This is a genomic window from Comamonas trifloxystrobinivorans (genome assembly GCF_043359985.1).
GTDB classification, from domain to species: Bacteria; Pseudomonadota; Gammaproteobacteria; order Burkholderiales; family Burkholderiaceae_C; genus Comamonas; species Comamonas trifloxystrobinivorans.
On sequence record NZ_JBHZGV010000003.1, the window covers coordinates 172,590 to 189,711 of the forward strand.

Genomic DNA, 17,122 nt, shown 5'->3' on the forward strand with positions numbered 1-17,122 from the left:
ACCGATGCGGTGAGCAAGTCTTTCTTCATCCTACTCGACGGTCCTCGTGAACCGATCTTCGTAGAGGATGGCGAACTGGTTCATCGCCTCCTTTCAGTTGTGCGCCGCGGCCCCAATCGGCAGTGATGTTGCGCAGTGCCAGCCAGATCAGCTTGCTGGCGACGTCGTCATTGGAGAAGTGGCCATGCGTCGTGATGATTTTGCGCAGTTGCGCATTGATGCTTTCGATGGCGTTGGTCGTGTAGATCACCCGGCGCACCGCTGGTGGGAACGCAAAGAATGGGATCACGTGATCCCAGAGGCGGCGCCAGGCCATAGCGACCGTGGGGAACTTCTGGCCCCAAGGTCCATGTTCGAAGGCCTCCAGCTCGGTCTGCGCAGTTTCGGCGCTTGTTGCCGTGTAGATCGGCTTGATGGCGGTCGCCAGCAGCTTACGGTCCTTCCAGCTGGCGTAGTCCAGACTGATACGGATCAGGTGCACGATGCAGGTCTGCAGCGTGGTGGCCGGGAATACGGCGCTCAGAGCTTCAGGCATCCCTTTGAGTCCATCGGTGACAGCGATCAGGATGTCGTGCACGCCCCGGGTCTTCAGGTCGTTGATGAATTGCCCGCGACTTCCTAGACTATGCAAAACCTCCGTTAATGGCCCCCACTGGATGTCGGATGGGAGTCGAGGTATTTAGTCCTCCTATATTCGGTTGCCTAATAGGCTCGCTAGAACGAGTTTACGACTTTAGTTTTTGAATGCTGGTTATGTACTGGCGTGGGAGGCGCATGGATGCTAGATAGTTGTTTACGACTTTATCTACCCAGAATAGTCGTCGCCTCAAGGCGATCAAAGCCACTCGCCCTGTGTACTACATAGCGAGTGGCCGCCCAAGCCTCATGCTTTGGGCCAAGCCGCCAGCTCTCGCGGCAGAAAAATAAAAAGGCCGGCAAACCTGCCAGCCTTTTCCTTCATCAGCGCATCAACGAATCAAGGTATCAGCGCCGCCACTTATGCTGCTGCGCGCAGGCGCTGCACCAGCTGGTTGTCCTTGCCTTGCACCAAGGGGGTCAGCACAAAGTTGAACTCGATGTCCTGGTACGCGTCGGCCTTCAGGCCCAGGGCCGTGCCGCCGGTTTTGGTGGTGACGGGCGGGATCAGCTCTTCGCGGGTGGCGTAGGCGAAATCGTCCCAGATCAGCGGGTCGCCTTCGATGTTGAACTGCGTCGTCAGCTTGCGCTGGCCTTCGCTGCTCACAAAGAAGTGCACGTGCGCAGGGCGGTTGCCGTGGCGGGCGAGTGCGTTCAGCAGTTGCTGGGTAGAGCCTTGCGGTGGGCAGCCGTAGCCCACGGGCATCAGCGTACGAAACTCGTACTTGCCGTCGGCACCGGTTTTGACGGCGCCACGCAGGTTGAATTCGCTCTGCGCACCGGTGGGGTCAAAGTGCGAGTAAAAGCCGTGCGAGTTGGCGTGCCAGCACTCCACCACTGCGCCCGCCAAAGGCTTGCCGTCGACACCGGTGACGGTGCCGTGGATGACCAAGGGGCCGGCCGCATCGTCGGCGTTGATGTCGATCTTGGCCATGCCATCGCGCACTGGCGCACCGGCCACGTACAGCGGGCCTTCAATGGTGCGAGGCGTGCCGCCATCGGTGCCAGCGGCCTTGTCGGCAGCGTCCATGCGGATGTCGAGAAACTTCTCCAGGCCCAGGCCGGCGGCCAGCAGCGCGGCTTCGCCGTCTTTGCCCAGCTGGTTCAGGTAGTTGATGCCGGCCCACACTTCGTCGGGCGTGATGTCCAGATCATCAATCGCCTTGAACAGATCGCTGAGCAAGCGGTGCAAGATTTGCTTGAAGCGGGCATTGCCTTCCTGGCCGTCCAGGTTGCAGGCGGTGCGCAGCAGGTTTTGCACCTCTTCGGTGTTGAAAGTGTTGATGCTCATCGTTGGCTCCTTTGGTTTGTTGGGGTGGTTGGCTGGCGGGCAATCGCTCAGCGGTCGTCGTCGCGGATCGACGAGGGATGGCGGCACAGCGGCGTGACCGCTATCTTCATGTACGGGTAGAGCGGCAGGCCGGTCAGAATGTCGTGCAGCTCCTGGTTGCTCTCTACGTCGAACACGCTGTAGTTGGCGTATTCACCGGCCAGACGCCAGATGTGGCGCCATTTGCCGCTGTGCTGCAGGGCTTGCGAATAGGCTTTCTCGCGCGCCTTGATGTCGGCCACCAGCGCGGGGTCCAGGTCGAGAGGAATGTTGACGTCCATGCGTACGTGAAACAGCATGTGGGGGCTCCGGTAAGGTCAGGGGGTGACGGTGATTTTTCGGGCGAAACCATCGCGGCGGAAAAACTGCACGCGCTCTTCGTCGAGTGCAATGCCCAGGCCGGGGCCGTTGGGCACCGTCAGGTGGAAGTCGCTGTAATCGAGCGGCTGGGTCAGAATCTCTTCGGACAGCAGCAGCGGCCCGAACAGCTCGGTGCCCCACTGCAGCTTGGCAAAAGTGGCAAACAACTGGGCCGATGCAATGGTGCTGAAAGCGCCTTCCAGCATGGTGCCGCCATACAGCTCAATGCCTGCGGCATCGGCAATTGCGGCCACGCGCTGTGCCGCAAACAAACCGCCCGATTGCTCGATCTTGATGGCAAACACATCGGCGCCCTGCGCCTTGGCAATCTCAAAAGCCGATTCGGGCCCGTGCAGCGATTCGTCGGCCATCAAGGCGATGGGAAAACGCCGCACCAAACGCCCCAGCGCCGCAGCCGATGCCACGGGTTGCTCCACCAGCTCGCAGCCCGCATCGGCCAAAGCCGCCATGCCGTAGGCGGCCTCGGTTTCGCTCCAGGCCATGTTCACATCCACACGCACGGCCACCTCATCGCCCAACGCACGCTTGATGGCGGCCACATGGGCAATGTCTTGGCGGATGGGCTTGGCGCCGATCTTCAGCTTGAAGATGTTGTGGCGGCGCAGCGCCAGCATTTTCTCGGCCTCGGCAATGTCTTTGGCAGTGTCGCCCGAAGCCAGCGTCCAGGCCACGGGCAGGCGGTCGCGGCGGCGGCCGCCCAGCAGTTCGGAAACCGGCAAACCCACGCGCTTGCCCTGCGCATCGAGCAAAGCGGTCTCGACCGCGCTCTTGGCAAAGTGGTTGTCCTTGACCATCTTGCCCACACGCTCCATCAAAGCCTGCACGCGGGTAGCATCCTGGCCCAGCATCACGGGCGTGAAATAGGTGTCGATGGCGAGCTTCATGCTCTCGGTGCTTTCGGCACCGTAGGCCATGCCGCCGATGGTGGCGCCTTCGCCAATGCCGACCGCGCCGTCCGAGCAGTACACGCGCACCAGCATCAAGGTCTGACCCACCATGGTGGCTACCGACAGCTTGTGCGGCCGGATCGTGGGCAAGTCCAGCAGCAGGGTTTCGATACGTTCGACAACGGGTGTGCCGGCGGTGGAAGACGTGGATGACAAGGGCAGGTTCATGCCTTGATTACACCTGCGAGCGGGCCACCACGTCCAACACCATAAAACTCTGCATCAATACCTTAAAGGTATTATTTAGAGACAATCTTCTGAACCAGATCAAATTTCACCAATTTGATACCTTTTGAATCTAGGGTTTTCACCAATATGGACCTGCGACAACTGCGTTATTTCGTCACCGTGGCGCGTGAGCGCAACTTCACCCGCGCCGCCGAAAAACTGCATATCGCCCAACCGCCGCTCAGCCGCCAGATCCAGCTGCTCGAAGAGGAGCTCGGCGTCAGCCTGCTCTCACGCGAGAGCCGGCCGATTGCGCTGACCGAGGCCGGGCGCATGTTCTATGAACAGTCGCTGCAAGTGCTGGGCCGGGTAGAGCAGCTCAAAAGCGCCACGCAAAAAATCGGGCGCAGCGAGCGCAGCGTGCTCTCGATCGGCATCGTGCCATCGGTGCTGTATGGCGACTTGCCCGCGCTGCTGCGGCGCTTGCGCCAGGCGCGGCCAGACATAGAGTTTCAGCTGGTCGAGATGATGTCGCTGCCACAGGTGGATGCGCTGCGCAGCGGCCGCATTGACCTGGGTTTTGGCCGCGTGCGCGCCCAGTTTCCCGACATCCACCGCGTAGTGCTGCGCGAAGAGCGCCTGGTGCTGGCCTGCGCGGCCGACAGCCGCTTTGCCGACCAGCCTTTTACCGAGCCGGTGGCCTTGGCCGAGATCGCCGAGCAGCGCCTGGTCGTCTACCCCAAAGAGCCGCGCCCGAGCTTTGCCGACCAGGTACTGGCCCTGGTAGAGCGCCACCAGATCCAGCCGCACGAAGTGCAAGAGGTGAACGAGCTGCAAACCGCGCTGGGCATGGTGGCGGCGGGCGTGGGCGTCAGCATCGTGCCCGCATCGGCGCGCACCTTGCGCAGCGATTTGCACTTTCGCCTGCTCGACGACGAACAAGCCACCTCGCCCATCATCATGAGCTACCGCGCCAGCGACAGCTCGCCCACGCCTACGCTGGTGATGCAGCTGCTGCAGGAAATCTATGCCGAAAAGCCGGAGTGGAGCGAGTATTCCTACTACTGAGAAATGCCTACGCTACGGCCAGCTCCGCCACCGCAGCCAGCGCTTTGGGTGCACCGCCCAAGCGCGCGGCCAGGCGCTGTGCGCGCTTGAGGTACAGATGCGCGTCGTGCTCCCAGGTGAAGCCCATGCCGCCATGCACCTGGATCACGGTGCGTGTGGTTTGCAGCGCGCCTTCGATGGCGGTGAACTCGGCTGCGGCGCAGGCAAACTTGGCATCGGACAGATGGCCGTCCATCGCCGCTGTCGCGTACAAAGCGGACAGGCGCGCGTTGTCCAGCGCCATCCAGGCATTGGCCAACTGGTGCTTGATGGCCTGGTAGCTGCCGATGGGTTTGCCGAACTGCACGCGCTCCTTGGCATAGCTCGCGCCCAATTGCAGCGCCGCTTGGGCAGCGCCGATGAGTTCGGCGCAGAGCATCAGACGGTAGGCGCTGCGGGCGTGTGCGCGATCGGCGGTGGACAAGTCGAGCCGGTGCCATGGCAGGCTGGCCGTTTCAGCGGGCGATTGCAGAACCGTTGGATCCAGCCCGACCGTGCCCGAGCCCGGCGCAGAAACCAGCGCAAACTCTAGCGGCTGCTGGCCGCTGTTCAGCCCGCGCACCACCAGCACATCGGTGCATTGCGCCGAAAAATCCCACAGCTTGTCGCTCGCATCCACGCAGTGCAGCGCTTTTTTACCCGCCAGAATGCCTTCGAACAGGGCATGCAAACCTTCAGCGGCATGGCCGTCTGCAGACCTGAGCCAGAGCGGCAGCAAAACTGCGCTGCTCGCCCAGGGCAAATTGAGCAATTGGCTGCCCGCGCTCTCGGCCACCAAATAGGCATCGGTCAGCCCCAGGCCCAAACCATTCATGGATTCGGGCGCGAGCAAAGCCATCCAGCCCAGGTCGGCCATGTCTTGCCACAGCGTCTGCTGTGCTGCGTCGGCAAACGGCAATGCCTGGCGGGCGCGGGTCAGCGGGTGCTTGCCAGCAAAAAAACGCTGGGCAGATTCCAGCAGCATCTGCTGCTCATCATTGAGTGCGAAGTCCATCTTGTTTTTTCGGTTCAGCCCTTGGGCAAGCCCAGCATTTGCTCGGCAAGAATGTTGCGCTGGACTTCGGAGGTCCCCGCCAGAATCGTTTCGGCACGCGTCCACAGATAGTCGCGCGTCCAGCCTGCGGCTTCGCGGTCAGCGGCGCTGGGTTCTGCACCTGCCAAGGCGCGCTCACCCAATACCTCGTTCGCCAACACCATGAGTTTCTGGTGCGATTCGCTCCAATGCAGCTTGGTGGCAGAGCCTTCCGGCCCCGGAGGGCCGCCGCGCAGCGCATTGGTGAGAGCGCGATAGGTCTTGAGCTTGAGCACGTGGCTGTCCACCGCCAAGCGCGCTATGTCGTTGCGCAGCTGCGGGTTGTCGAGAGCGCAACCGCAATCATCGCCAGGCGTGTTTGCAGCCAAGGTTTTGAGCGCCTGCACTTCTTGCGTGAAGCGCACCTGGCGCGGAATAAAGTAGGTTCCGCGTTCAAAACTGGCTGCGGCCATGGCCAAGCGCCAGCCGCCGTTTTCCTCGCCCACCAAGGCATCAAGCGGCACCTTCACGTTGTCAAAGAACACTTCGTTGAAATCAGACTCGCCGGTGATCTGGCGAATCGGCTCCACACGCACGCCGGGCAGCTTCATGTCGACCAGCAAAAAGCTGATGCCTTTGTGGCGCTGCGCCGTGGCATCGGTACGCGCCAACACAAAGCAGTAATCGGCAATGTGGGCGAACGATGTCCACACCTTATGGCCATTGAGCAGATAGTGATCGCCTTTGCGCTCGGCGCGGGTGCTGAGCGATGCTAGGTCTGACCCCGCACCCGGCTCGGAATAGCCTTGGCACCAGATCTCCCGGTTGCTCAGAATGCCGGGCAGATAGCGCTGCTTCTGCGCTTCGCTGGCAAAGTGGATCAGCGTGGGCCCGAGAATGCCGTGGCCGATGATGTTGACGCCCAGCGGTGCGCCAATGCGCGCCTGCTCTTCATGAAAGATGGCTTGGCGCGTGAGCGGCCAGTTCTTGCCACCGTATTGCGCAGGCCAGCCCAGGCCGGACCAGCCTGCGGCGCACACATAGTCTTCCCAAGCGCGGCGCCATTCAAAGTTGTTCGGGTCAGGTTCGGTGGGCCAGGCGGCCTTGAACTGGGGGAAGTGGGTTTCAAACCAGTCGCGCAGGGTGATGCGGAAGGTTTCGTCTTCAGTCGAGTAGCCCACTTGCATGGTGCTTCATTCCTTCTTGGGGCCAGAGGCCTGGGTGTCTCGTTCAGTTATCCGTGCGACGACGCCAATACAGCCCTTCATACTTTGTTGCGCAGCCTTGCCGTACATGAGTACTGTCTGCGGCTGCAACGTCGCGTCTGAAGGGCTGTCTTGGCGCTGTGGTGTCGATCAAGACGCGGTCCACTCGCCATGTGCCGCGTGCGGCTTGCGCCGCGAATTCATCAGTCGGCTTTCGCGCCGGAATCCTTCACCACCTTCGCCCACTTCACGATGTCCTTCTTGATGAACTCCGAGAACTCAGCAGGCGTGTTGCCGATGATCTCCAGGCCGAGCGACTGAAATTTCTCTTGCACGGCAGGCTCTTTGAGCACTTCCATCAGTTCGGCGTGGAACTTGTTCACCACCGCTGCGGGCGTGCCGGCAGGCGCCACAAAACCCAGCCAGGGCATGGCTTCGTAACCTGGCAGGCCGGACTCGGCGACGGTTGGCACATCGGGCAGCAAGGCCGAGCGCTTGGCGGTGGTCACCGCGAGCAGACGAATCTTGTTGTCGTTGATGAAGGGTTTGGAAGAGGCATACGCATCGAACATCACATTGATGTTGCCGCCCACCAAATCCAGCAAGGCCGGCGCACTGCCCTTGTAAGGCACGTGTTCCATCTTGATGCCGGCCATGGTGTTGAACAGCTCGGACTCCAGGTGTGTGGAAGTGCCTGCGCCCACCGAGCCGTAGTTGGCCTTGGCCGGGTTGGCCTTTACGTAGCTCACCAGCTCGGCAACGTTCTTGGCGGGAATGCTGGGGTGCACGCTCAGCACGTGCACCACCGAGGCCACCAAGGAGATCGGAGCAAAGTCCTTCACCGGGTCGTAGTTCACCTTGCTGTAGAGCGAAGGAGCAATACCCAGCGACGATGCGGCCAGCAGCACGGTGTGGCCATCGGGGGCCGCTTTGGCCACGTGCTCGGACGCAATCATGGTGCCTGCACCGGGCTTGTTTTCCACAATCACCGGCTGGCCCAGACGGTTCTTCAGGCGCTCTGCCAAGGTGCGCGACATGATGTCGGTGGCGCCGCCCGGCGAGAACGGCACGACGATGGTGACGGGCTTGCTCGGGTAGCTGCTTTGTGCGTTGGCGCTGCCGCACAGGGCAGCGGTGGCTGCAGCGATGGCGAACAAAACGGTTTTGATTTTCATGGTGCTTGTCTCCTTTTGGTTTTTCAGTTTGTGGTCTGCGTTTTGGCGGCGGGCAACACCAGTGCGTCCAGCATGCAAACGCCCTGCCCTTGTTCTTGGACCAGCAGAGGGTTCACCTCTACCTCGTCGGCTTGCTCCTGCAGCGCCAGTACGGCCCGTGAGAAGCCGGCAATGGCGGTGCATGCCGCATCCACATCGCCCAGCGCACGGCCGCGGTAGCCAGTGAGCAGGGGAAAAGCCTTGAGCTCGCCAAGCATCTCGCGGGCGATGGCTTCATCCACCGGCAACACGCGGTGGCTCACGTCTTTGTAGAGCTCGGTGAGCACCCCGCCAAGGCCCACGGTCAGCGTCATGCCAAACACCGGATCGCGCGTGGCGCCAACGATGAGTTCGGCCACGCCCGATTCCATCTTGCAGATCAGCGCGCCTTCAATGCGAGCAGCGGGCGCATAGTTTTTGGCACTGGCCAGCACCTCATCGAACGCCTTGCGCACCTCACCCGCGTTCTGCAAGCGCAGGCGCACACCGCCAGCTTCGGTTTTGTGCGCAATGTCTGCGGACAGCACTTTCAGCACAACGGGGTAGCCGATGGCGTCGGCCACCTGCGCCGCCTCATCCGCCGTGCTTGCCACGCGCTCAGCGCCTGCAGGCATGCCGTGCTGCACCAGCAATTGCTTGGTGCGGTATTCATCCAGACTCGCAGGCAACGCGGTGCGCGCTGGCGCAGGTTGGTGGCGCACATCAAGCCAGCGGTTGTGCTTGCGGCGCTCTTGCCACAGCAAAAAGGGCGACAGCGAAGACACGGCCACGCCAATGTCTTCAAACACCGGCACACCACCGCTGCGCAGTTGCTCGCGCGTTTTTGCTGCGCCGGTGTCAATGGCGACGAAGAGCTTGTTGAACTGCTGCGTAACAGCGCACAGATCGTCGGCCATGCGATCGAGCATGTAGCCCGGCGCGTACACCACCACGGCATCCACCGCATCGCTTTGCGCCAGCGCTTCCATGGCGGTGCGCACAAAACCGGGATCGTTCACCACATTGCCCGTCACATCCACGGGATTGCTCACCATGCCGTAATCGGGAATGCCGGCGCGCAGCGTGTCCTGCAAGGCTTGCGGCAGCGTGGGAACATCCAGCCCCTGGCCGATGAACTTGTCCGCCAAAATGGCGCCGAGCGCACCGGAGATGGTAATGATCGCCACGCGCTTGCCCGCGCTCTTGTGGCGGTACTGCGCCAAATGGGCGAGCTGCGCCATCTGCACAAAATCATTGCTTTGGATGATGTTGAGCTGGCGGAAAGCGGCCTGGTACACCGCCTGATCGCCTGCAAGCGCCGAGGTGTGCGAGCGCACGGCTTCGGAGCCCTTCTCCGTCTCGCCGGCCTTGTAGAGAATCAGCAGCTTGTCACGGCGCGCAAACTCTTCTGCCGCAGCGATAAAGCGTTGACCGTCGCGCAGCTCTTCGATGTAGCCCATGGCCACTTCGGTCGCATCGTCTTGCGCGAGGTATTCCAGGTACTGCGCAAAATCCACACAGGCCTCGTTGCCGGTGTTGATGAAGTGGCTGAACTCCACGCCCAGGCGCCGCGCAATCGCATACACCGCAGCACAGACGTTGCCGCTTTGCGTGAGCAGGCTCACCGAGCCACTGCCGCTTTGCATGGGCGCGGTGTTGAACACCGATGCAAAGTTGGTGTGCGCCTGCGTGTTGAGGTTGGCAAAACCCATGGCGTTGGGGCCAGCCACCACCATGTCGGTGCTGGCCACATACGCTTCCAATTCGTCTTGCAAGGCCTTGCCCTTGCCGCCCTCTTCGGCAAAGCCTGCGGCGTACACCAGCACGGCGCGCGCGCCCTTGGCGTGGCAGCGCTTGAGCATGGCGGTGACATCGGGCGCGGCAATCGCCAGCACCACGAGGTCGGGCGCTTCGGGCAGCGATTCAATGTCGGCATAGCAACGCTGGCCAAACACTTCTTCGTACTTGGGGTTGATCGGATAAATCTTGCCCTGGTAGCCAAACTTGGTCAGGTGCGCAATGGGCATGCCGCCAATGCGCGCCGCATTGTTGCTGGCGCCGACAAAGGCGATCGAGGCCGGGTTGAGCAGCGGCTCCAGGCGGTGGGCGGTGGTTTTTACAGATGTCAGCATGGCACGCTCAAACCTTTTCGGGGTTCTTCTGGATGGCGTTCGACAGACCCCGGTCACGCGCCGTCAAAAAGCCTTCGCTCAGGTGCGAGAGCTGGTGCGTGTCGAAATGCGCCTCCAACGCCGAGCGCATGCCTTGTGTATCCAATGTGCGGTTGATCGAGCGCTTGATGAGCTTGAGCCCGAAAGGCGGCGCCTTGGCAATTTGCTGGGCCAGCGCCATGGTCGCATCGCTCAGCTCCGCATCGCTCACCACGCGGTTGACCATGCCAATCTCCTTGGCCTCTTGCGCGCTGATTTTGCCGCCCGTGAACAGCATCTCCTTGGCCTTGCGGGCGCCCATCACCCAAGGGTGAATCAGCACTTCGGTAGCCGCCGCGCCCAGCGTGTGGCCCACCGGGTCGGAGAAATACGCGCTCTCGCTGGCCACCACCAGATCGCACATGTTGGCGATCATGAAGCCACCGGCCACGCAGGCGCCTTGCACCTGCGCAATGGTGGGCTTGGGGAAATCCCAGATGGCGAGCGAATAGTCGAAGTAACGCAGCTCCTCATACGCCCAACGCTCTTCCACTGTGAAATTGGCACGCTCGGCCTGGGCCTGCTTCAGATCGTGCCCGGCGGAGAAATGCGCGCCCTTGCCGCCGATCACGACCACATGCACCTGCGCATCGGCCTTGGCCTCGTCCAGTGCCTGCATCAGCTCGTCGAGCATCTGCTGGTTCTGGGCATTGCGTTGCGCCTCGCGGGCCAACAAGATCGTGCGGACCTGGCCGTTGTCCTGAATCTCTATGCAGCTGAATGGCATCTTGTCTCCTCATCGTTGCCGGGTTATGCAAACCAGTCTAGGATCAGATTTCTCACATACAAAACAGAAACACCCACTTCTCCCACCATATGGACAAATCAGGGTTAACCACGGGAGCGCAAAGCCTGCGCCGCGCGCTGCAACTGCTCCGCCTGCTGGGCCAGAACCAGGCAGAGGGCTACTCCTTGGCGCAAGTGACCGAGGCCTCCGGGCTGGAGCGCTCCACCGCGCACCGCCTGCTCAGCTGCCTGGTAGAAGAAGGCTTTGCCGAAAAAGATGCGCGACGCTACCGCCTGGGCATCGAGGCCGTGCAACTGGGCACCGCCGGCCTCCAGCGCATGCCCTTGATCGACCGCTACCGCGCCAGCTTGCAAAAGCTGGCCCGCATCTCGGGCGACACTGTCTTTCTGGTCGTGCGCCAGGGCGACTTCTGCCTGTGCCTGGCGCGGCAGGAAGGGCACTTTCCGGTGCGCGTATTCACCACCGACGTGGGCGAACAAAGACTGCTGGGCATTGGCGCCGGCGGCCTGGCGCTGATGGCGAGCCTGCCCGATGATGAGATCAAACAAGTGCTGCAACGGCACGCCAAAGACTACGCCCGCGCGGGCTTCAGCCTGACGCGCATGCGCAAAGCCGTGGCCGACACGCGGCAGCAAGGCTTCGCTTGCATCAGCAACACCATCACCGAAGGCGTATCGGGCGTGGGCTGCGCGTTTCCGGTCTCGGCCACCACGGCAGCGGCCATCAGCTTTGGCGCTATCAGCACTCGCTTGCCCGCAGCGCGCAAAAAGGAACTGGGGCAGGTGCTGCTGCAAGAGCTGCGAGAAAACAGCCTTTAGCCCGCCAAACGCAGCATGTAAACCGATATCCCGCCGCGCTGTGCAGCCAAAACCGGCTGGTTAAACTGTACAAAAATACAGCCTCCAACCATGATCGCGCCGCACCGCTACTACTACCTGCACAACTTCCAGCGTGCTCTCGCCTGGGTGGGCGAGCGCTATGCCGATGTGTTGACCGCAGAAGAAAGCGAATTTCTAGCGCAGTTTGCCCAGTTGCCCATGCAGTCGCAAGCCTTGCTGGTGCGCATGCTGATGCGGCGCGGGCCGTGGTTTCGCGCCAGCAAGCTGGTGTACGAAGAAATTGCCGATGTACCCGCTGCCACGCAACCATTGCAAGCCTTGGGCTGGTTGCAGGCCGATGCCGACATGGCGCTGAGCGAGCTGTTCGCTCTGCACACCAAGCCCGAGCTGTTGGCGCTGTTCAGCAGCACTGCCGGCTTGCGCCCACTGCCCAAGCCCCAGATGCTGGCAGTGCTGGAGCAAGAACACGCGCAAGCGCGCAGCTATTTGCAATGGAACCCCCAAGCGGACGAACCGGTTTGGCGCGTGCAGATCGGCCCGCTGTGCGAGCGCTTGCGCCTGATGTTCTTTGGCAATCTGCACCAGGACTGGTCGGAGTTTGTGCTGGCCGATCTGGGTATTTTTCAGTACGAGAGTGTGGAGTTTTCTGCGGCGGCGCGGGCGTTCCAGGCGCAGACCGATGTGGATGCCTATCTGGCCATTCACAACTGGCGCCAGGCTTTGGACGAGGGCACAGACCGGGCCGAGTTGCTGGCCACTGCCAACGCAACCCGCTACGCCAACCCTTGGTTGGAAAAGCGCCGCGCCAAACTGCTGCTGCAGCTTGGCCAAGCCTGCGAACGCGCCCAAGACTGGCCGCTGGCAGAGCAAGCCTATCAAGCCTGCGCCTACCCTGGCGCACGGCTGCGCCGCATCCGCGTGCTTGAACGCATGCAGCGTATTGGCGAGGCTTTGGCACTGGCGCAAAGCGCCGAGCAAGCGCCCGAGAACGACGAAGAAAGCCAGCGCCTGGCCCGCATGCTGCCGCGCCTGCAACGCAGTGCCGGCCTGGGCAGCAGCGGGCGGCGCACCCGCTTGGCGCCCGAAGTAGCGCAGCTATGCATGCAGTTGGAGCTACCTGCCCCGGCCGAGCCGCAAGCCGTGGAATATGTGTTGCGCGACCACTGGCACCAGCCGGAAGCGCCGGTTTTTTATGTAGAGAACGCGCTCATCAATTCGCTGTTTGGTCTGCTGTGCTGGCCGGCCATTTTTGCGCCGCTGCCTGGGGCGTTTTTTCATCCGTTCCAAGCCGGGCCGGCAGATTTGAGCGCGCCCGATTTTGCCGAGCGCCGCGCCAGCCAGTTTGCCGAATGCCTGGCCCAGCTGCAGAGCGGCGCTTACCGCACCACCATCACCGAGCGCTATGCGAGCAAGCAAGGGCTGCAATCGCCTTTTGTTTTCTGGGGCACGCTCACGCCCGAGCTGCTGGCCTTGGCGCTCGATTGCATACCTGCGCAGCATCTGCAGCTGTACTTTGCTCGGCTGCTGCGCGACGTAAAAGCGCACCGCTCCGGCCTGCCCGATCTGGTGCGCTTCTGGCCGGCAGAAAAGCGCTACGAACTGGTCGAGGTGAAAGCGCCGGGCGACCAGTTGCAAGACAACCAGATCCGCTGGATCGAGTACTGCCATCAGCACCAGCTGCCCGTACGCGTTTGCCATGTGCAATGGCTGGCCCCAACAGGCCAGCAGCAAGCCGCATGAGCTACAGCGTTGCCGTGCGGACGCTGTGCGAGTTCAGCGCTCGCACAGGCGATTTGGATTTGCGCTTTACCCCGGCGCCCACCGCTTTGGAAGGCATGGAAGGCCACAAGGCAGTGCAGGCGCGCCGGGGCGAGCACTACGAAACAGAAATTGCCTTGAGCGGCCAGCACGGCGACCTGCTGGTAAGCGGCCGCGCCGATGGCTTTGACGCCAATTTGCAGCGGCTGGAAGAAATAAAAACCTACCGCGGCCACCTGGACGGCGTGCGCCCGCACCACCGCGCCCTGCACTGGGCGCAGGCCAAGGTCTACGGCCATTTGCTGTGCCAAAGCCGCCAGCTTGCACAAATCAACATTGCGCTGGTGTACTTCAATATCGGCACGCAGCAAGAAAGCGTGTTGGTGCAAAGCTTTGAGGCTGCGGATTTGCAAGCCTTCTTCGCCCAGCAGTGCGAGCAGTTTCTGGCCTGGGCGCAAAGCGAATCACAGCACCGCGCAGCACGCAACCAGGCGCTGGCCGCGCTGCAGTTTCCGCTGGGGCAGTTTCGCGCAGGGCAGCGCGAATTGTCTGTTGCCGTTTACCGCACTACCCAAGCGGACGCCGGCAGTTGCCTGATGGCACAAGCGCCCACCGGCATTGGCAAAACCATGGGCACGCTCTTTCCCATGCTCAAGGCCTGCCCCGCGCAAGCGCTGGACAAGGTCTTCTTCCTCACCGCCAAAGGCACCGGCCATGCGCTGGCACTGCACGCGCTGGAGCAAGTGCGCACGCAATTGCAGGCGAACAACCCAAGCGCAGCCCCAGCGCCCGCCTTGCGCGTAATCCAGCTGCAAGCCCGCGACAAAAGCTGCGAGCACCCGGACAAAGCCTGCCATGGCGACTCTTGCCCGCTGGCCCGTGGCTTTTACGACCGCCTGCCCGCCGCCCGCGCCCAGGCCTGCGAACCAGCCCCCGACAGCGATGTGCGCAACAGCTTGCAGCGCGTGCGCAGCATTGCGTTGCAGCACCAGATCTGCCCCTACTACCTGACGCAAGAGCTGGCGCACTGGGCCGATGTGGTGGTGGGCGATTACCACTACTTCTTCGACAGCGCCGCCATGCTGTATGCGCTGAGCCAGCGCAACCAATGGCGAGTTGGCGTGCTGGTAGACGAAGCACACAACCTGCTGGAACGCGCTCGCGGCATGTACAGCGCCGAGCTGTCGCAACTGACGCTGGCCGTAGCGCGCAAACAAGCCAGCGACAAAGTCAAAAAAGCGCTGGACGCATTGCAACGCCACTGGAACAGTATTAACCAGGCGCAGCCCGCGCCTTACCAAGCCTATGCCGAACCACCAGCCAGCGTGCTGGGCGCCGTGCAGCGTGCTATTGCCGCCATTGCCGATGTGCAGGCCGATGCGCCTTTATTGCCCGGCGACCCGGTGCTGGATTTCTACCTGCAAGCCCTGGCCTGGCTGGCCTTGGCAGACAGCTTTGGCCCGCACGCCATGGTCGACAACCAGCGGCTACCGCACCGCCCTGGCCGGCGCACCCCGCTCTACGCGCTGAGCATTCGCAACATCATCCCAGCGCCCTACCTGGAACCACGTTTTGCAGCCGCCCAGGCAAGCGTACTCTTCTCGGGCACCTTGGCGCCCGCACAGTTCTACCAAGATATGCTGGGCCTGCCCGGCGCCACCCGCTGGATCGATGTACCCGGCCCTTTCCGCGCCGAACAACTGCGCGTAGAGATTGCCAGCCACGTCTCCACCCGCTTCGCCGAGCGCGAGCAATCGGTACAACCGATCATCGATTTAATCGCTGCGCACTACCACCAACAGCCTGGCAACTACCTGTGCTTTTTCAGCAGCTTTGACTACCTTCAGCGCGTGGCTACGCAACTGCAAACCCTGCACCCGGACATACCCGCTTGGCAACAAACAGCCGCCATGGACGACGCAGCGCGCAGTGCCTTCCTGCAACGCTTTGGCGAGCACAGCCAGGGCCTGGGCTTTGCCGTGCTGGGCGGCGCTTTCGCCGAAGGCGTAGACCTGCCCGGCACCCGCCTGATAGGCGCCTTTATCGCCACCCTGGGCCTGCCCCAAATCAACCCCATCAACGAACACATGCTGGCCCGCATGACCCAACGCTTCGGCCCCCGCAAAGCCTACGACTACACCTACCTCTACCCCGGCCTGCGCAAAGTAGTACAAGCCGCCGGCCGCGTCATCCGCACCGAACAAGACCAAGGCTTGCTCGTGCTGATGGACGACCGCTACCAGCGCGCCCAGGTGCGGGCGCTGTTGCCGGGGTGGTGGGAGGTGGGGTGAATGGGGGTGGGAATGGTGGGCGGCTTGTGCGACAGAGAACGAATGCCAACCACAGGATCAGCACCCCCATTCTTTCTGAGCTGCCTGTGCGGCAGCGAACGCGCGCGTAGCGCTCGCGGGCGCTTTGCATATTTTCTGAGCTGCCTGTGCGGCAGCGAACGTTGCGCTTGATCTGCGCTTGCCGGCGCACCATTTCTGAGCTGCCTGTGCGGCAGCGAACCGCCCGTAGATCGCAGCATCCCGGCACATGTATTTCTGAGCTGCCTGTGCGGCAGCGAACAGCGAGCACCACCCATGAAAGTGCCCTGCCCATTTCTGAGCTGCCTGTGCGGCAGCGAACAAGCATTGGCCGCAGCCAAGAAGCTGATCGAGTTTCTGAGCTGCCTGTGCGGCAGCGAACGCACACATGGCGGCTGCTGCCTCCGCTTCTAATTTCTGAGCTGCCTGTGCGGCAGCGAACGGCTTATTGATTCGAACGTGCGCGGGCTTGCATTTCTGAGCTGCCTGTGCGGCAGCGAACATTCGTACTCAATTTGAGTACGTTACCTAATTTTTCTGAGCTGCCTGTGCGGCAGCGAACCACATCAACACGCCAAGGCTGATCCGGGGTAGTTTCTGAGCTGCCTGTGCGGCAGCGAACCAAACTTGAATTGATTCCACATTGCGATAAGATTTCTGAGCTGCCTGTGCGGCAGCGAACAGCAAGTGCCTCGGCCAAAGAAAAACCGCCAATTTTCTGAGCTGCCTGTGCGGCAGCGAACGGGATGCACAGCCGTGGGGAATTTATTGGAGATTTCTGAGCTGCCTGTGCGGCAGCGAACTTTGATGTGGCAGCCAAGGTGCTGACCCGTGATTTCTGAGCTGCCTGTGCGGCAGCGAACACGGGCAGTGACGAATAGCGTGTGGCGCATTTTTTCTGAGCTGCCTGTGCGGCAGCGAACCGCTATTGAAAACAAAAACATAATCGCCTGATTTTCTGAGCTGCCTGTGCGGCAGCGAACTGCACGGCGTGGGCATGATCGGGGGTGTGGGTTTTCTGAGCTGCCTGTGCGGCAGCGAACCAGACCACGGCTTACGTGGTCCCATTCGTACACTTTCTGAGCTGCCTGTGCGGCAGCGAACTCAGCAAATACATCACGAAGGCTTTCGCAGAATTTCTGAGCTGCCTGTGCGGCAGCGAACCTGGATGTACGCGCCAGCGGCTTCGGCCACGCTTTCTGAGCTGCCTGTGCGGCAGCGAACGCAAAGTCAGGATCGGGCAACTCGCGCAGAAGTTTCTGAGCTGCCTGTGCGGCAG

The 17,122-nt window shown here is 62.0% G+C and carries 12 protein-coding genes, 1 pseudogene and 1 CRISPR repeat array (1 of these 14 running past the window's edge); of the genes and pseudogenes, 4 read left to right on the top strand and 9 right to left on the bottom strand.

The annotated features are described in order from the left end of the window. Positions 1-30 precede the first annotated feature (30 nt). From ACFIQF_RS04060 to ACFIQF_RS04075, 4 genes and pseudogenes are all read right to left on the bottom strand, one after another. Positions 31-598 (bottom strand): annotated as a pseudogene (locus ACFIQF_RS04060) (IS256 family transposase); the annotation flags it as partial. Between the two features lie 399 nt (positions 599-997). After that, a complete protein-coding gene (gene catA, locus ACFIQF_RS04065; RefSeq protein ID WP_393940324.1) occupies positions 998-1,927 on the bottom strand; it encodes a catechol 1,2-dioxygenase in 930 nt (309 codons plus the stop codon). A 47-nt stretch (positions 1,928-1,974) separates the two neighbouring features. Then, entirely contained in the window at positions 1,975-2,265 is a 291-nt protein-coding gene (gene catC / locus ACFIQF_RS04070) for a muconolactone Delta-isomerase (RefSeq protein ID WP_393940327.1), read from the bottom strand. A gap of 18 nt (positions 2,266-2,283) precedes the next feature. Further along, positions 2,284-3,462 carry a muconate/chloromuconate family cycloisomerase gene (locus ACFIQF_RS04075; protein WP_393940328.1) on the bottom strand — a complete coding sequence of 393 codons (1,179 nt, stop codon included), beginning with the start codon at positions 3,460-3,462 and terminating at the stop codon, positions 2,284-2,286. A gap of 147 nt (positions 3,463-3,609) precedes the next feature. Between ACFIQF_RS04075 and ACFIQF_RS04080 the strand changes: the two genes are divergently transcribed. Beyond that, the gene (locus ACFIQF_RS04080; RefSeq protein WP_393940329.1) at positions 3,610-4,530 is read left to right on the top strand and encodes a LysR family transcriptional regulator; all 921 of its coding nucleotides are present in this window, start codon (positions 3,610-3,612) and stop codon (positions 4,528-4,530) included. Positions 4,531-4,537: 7 nt separating this feature from the next. Here the strand turns inward: ACFIQF_RS04080 and ACFIQF_RS04085 are convergent, their stop codons facing one another. The 5 genes from ACFIQF_RS04085 to ACFIQF_RS04105 form a co-directional block, all read right to left on the bottom strand. Further along, entirely contained in the window at positions 4,538-5,563 is a 1,026-nt protein-coding gene (locus tag ACFIQF_RS04085; RefSeq protein ID WP_393940330.1) for an acyl-CoA dehydrogenase family protein, read from the bottom strand. Positions 5,564-5,577: 14 nt separating this feature from the next. Further along, complete coding sequence (locus ACFIQF_RS04090) at positions 5,578-6,768, bottom strand: acyl-CoA dehydrogenase family protein (protein WP_393940331.1); 1,191 nt, start codon at positions 6,766-6,768, stop codon at positions 5,578-5,580. 221 nt (positions 6,769-6,989) lie between these two features. Beyond that, on the bottom strand, positions 6,990-7,961 hold the full coding sequence (locus ACFIQF_RS04095; RefSeq protein WP_393940333.1) for a Bug family tripartite tricarboxylate transporter substrate binding protein: 972 nt from the start codon (positions 7,959-7,961) through the stop codon (positions 6,990-6,992). A gap of 23 nt (positions 7,962-7,984) precedes the next feature. Beyond that, the gene (locus ACFIQF_RS04100) at positions 7,985-10,111 is read right to left on the bottom strand and encodes an acetate--CoA ligase family protein (protein WP_393940335.1); all 2,127 of its coding nucleotides are present in this window, start codon (positions 10,109-10,111) and stop codon (positions 7,985-7,987) included. A 7-nt stretch (positions 10,112-10,118) separates the two neighbouring features. Further along, the gene (locus ACFIQF_RS04105; RefSeq protein ID WP_393940336.1) at positions 10,119-10,916 is read right to left on the bottom strand and encodes an enoyl-CoA hydratase; all 798 of its coding nucleotides are present in this window, start codon (positions 10,914-10,916) and stop codon (positions 10,119-10,121) included. A gap of 89 nt (positions 10,917-11,005) precedes the next feature. On the opposite strand from ACFIQF_RS04105, the gene ACFIQF_RS04110 reads away from it, so the two are divergent. The 3 genes from ACFIQF_RS04110 (at position 11,006) to ACFIQF_RS04120 (ending at position 15,825) form a co-directional block, all read left to right on the top strand. Beyond that, positions 11,006-11,755, top strand: coding sequence for an IclR family transcriptional regulator (locus ACFIQF_RS04110; RefSeq protein ID WP_393940338.1), 750 nt, complete (start codon positions 11,006-11,008; stop codon positions 11,753-11,755). A 90-nt stretch (positions 11,756-11,845) separates the two neighbouring features. Further along, positions 11,846-13,516 carry a VRR-NUC domain-containing protein gene (locus tag ACFIQF_RS04115; protein ID WP_393940339.1) on the top strand — a complete coding sequence of 557 codons (1,671 nt, stop codon included), beginning with the start codon at positions 11,846-11,848 and terminating at the stop codon, positions 13,514-13,516. Beyond that, complete coding sequence (locus ACFIQF_RS04120; protein ID WP_393940341.1) at positions 13,513-15,825, top strand: ATP-dependent DNA helicase; 2,313 nt, start codon at positions 13,513-13,515, stop codon at positions 15,823-15,825. The genes ACFIQF_RS04115 and ACFIQF_RS04120 overlap by 4 nt, the downstream gene beginning before the upstream one ends. Positions 15,826-15,897: 72 nt before the next feature. After that, positions 15,898-17,122: a CRISPR direct-repeat array (repeat unit 28 nt; unit sequence TTTCTGAGCTGCCTGTGCGGCAGCGAAC) (it continues 6,911 nt past the right edge of the window).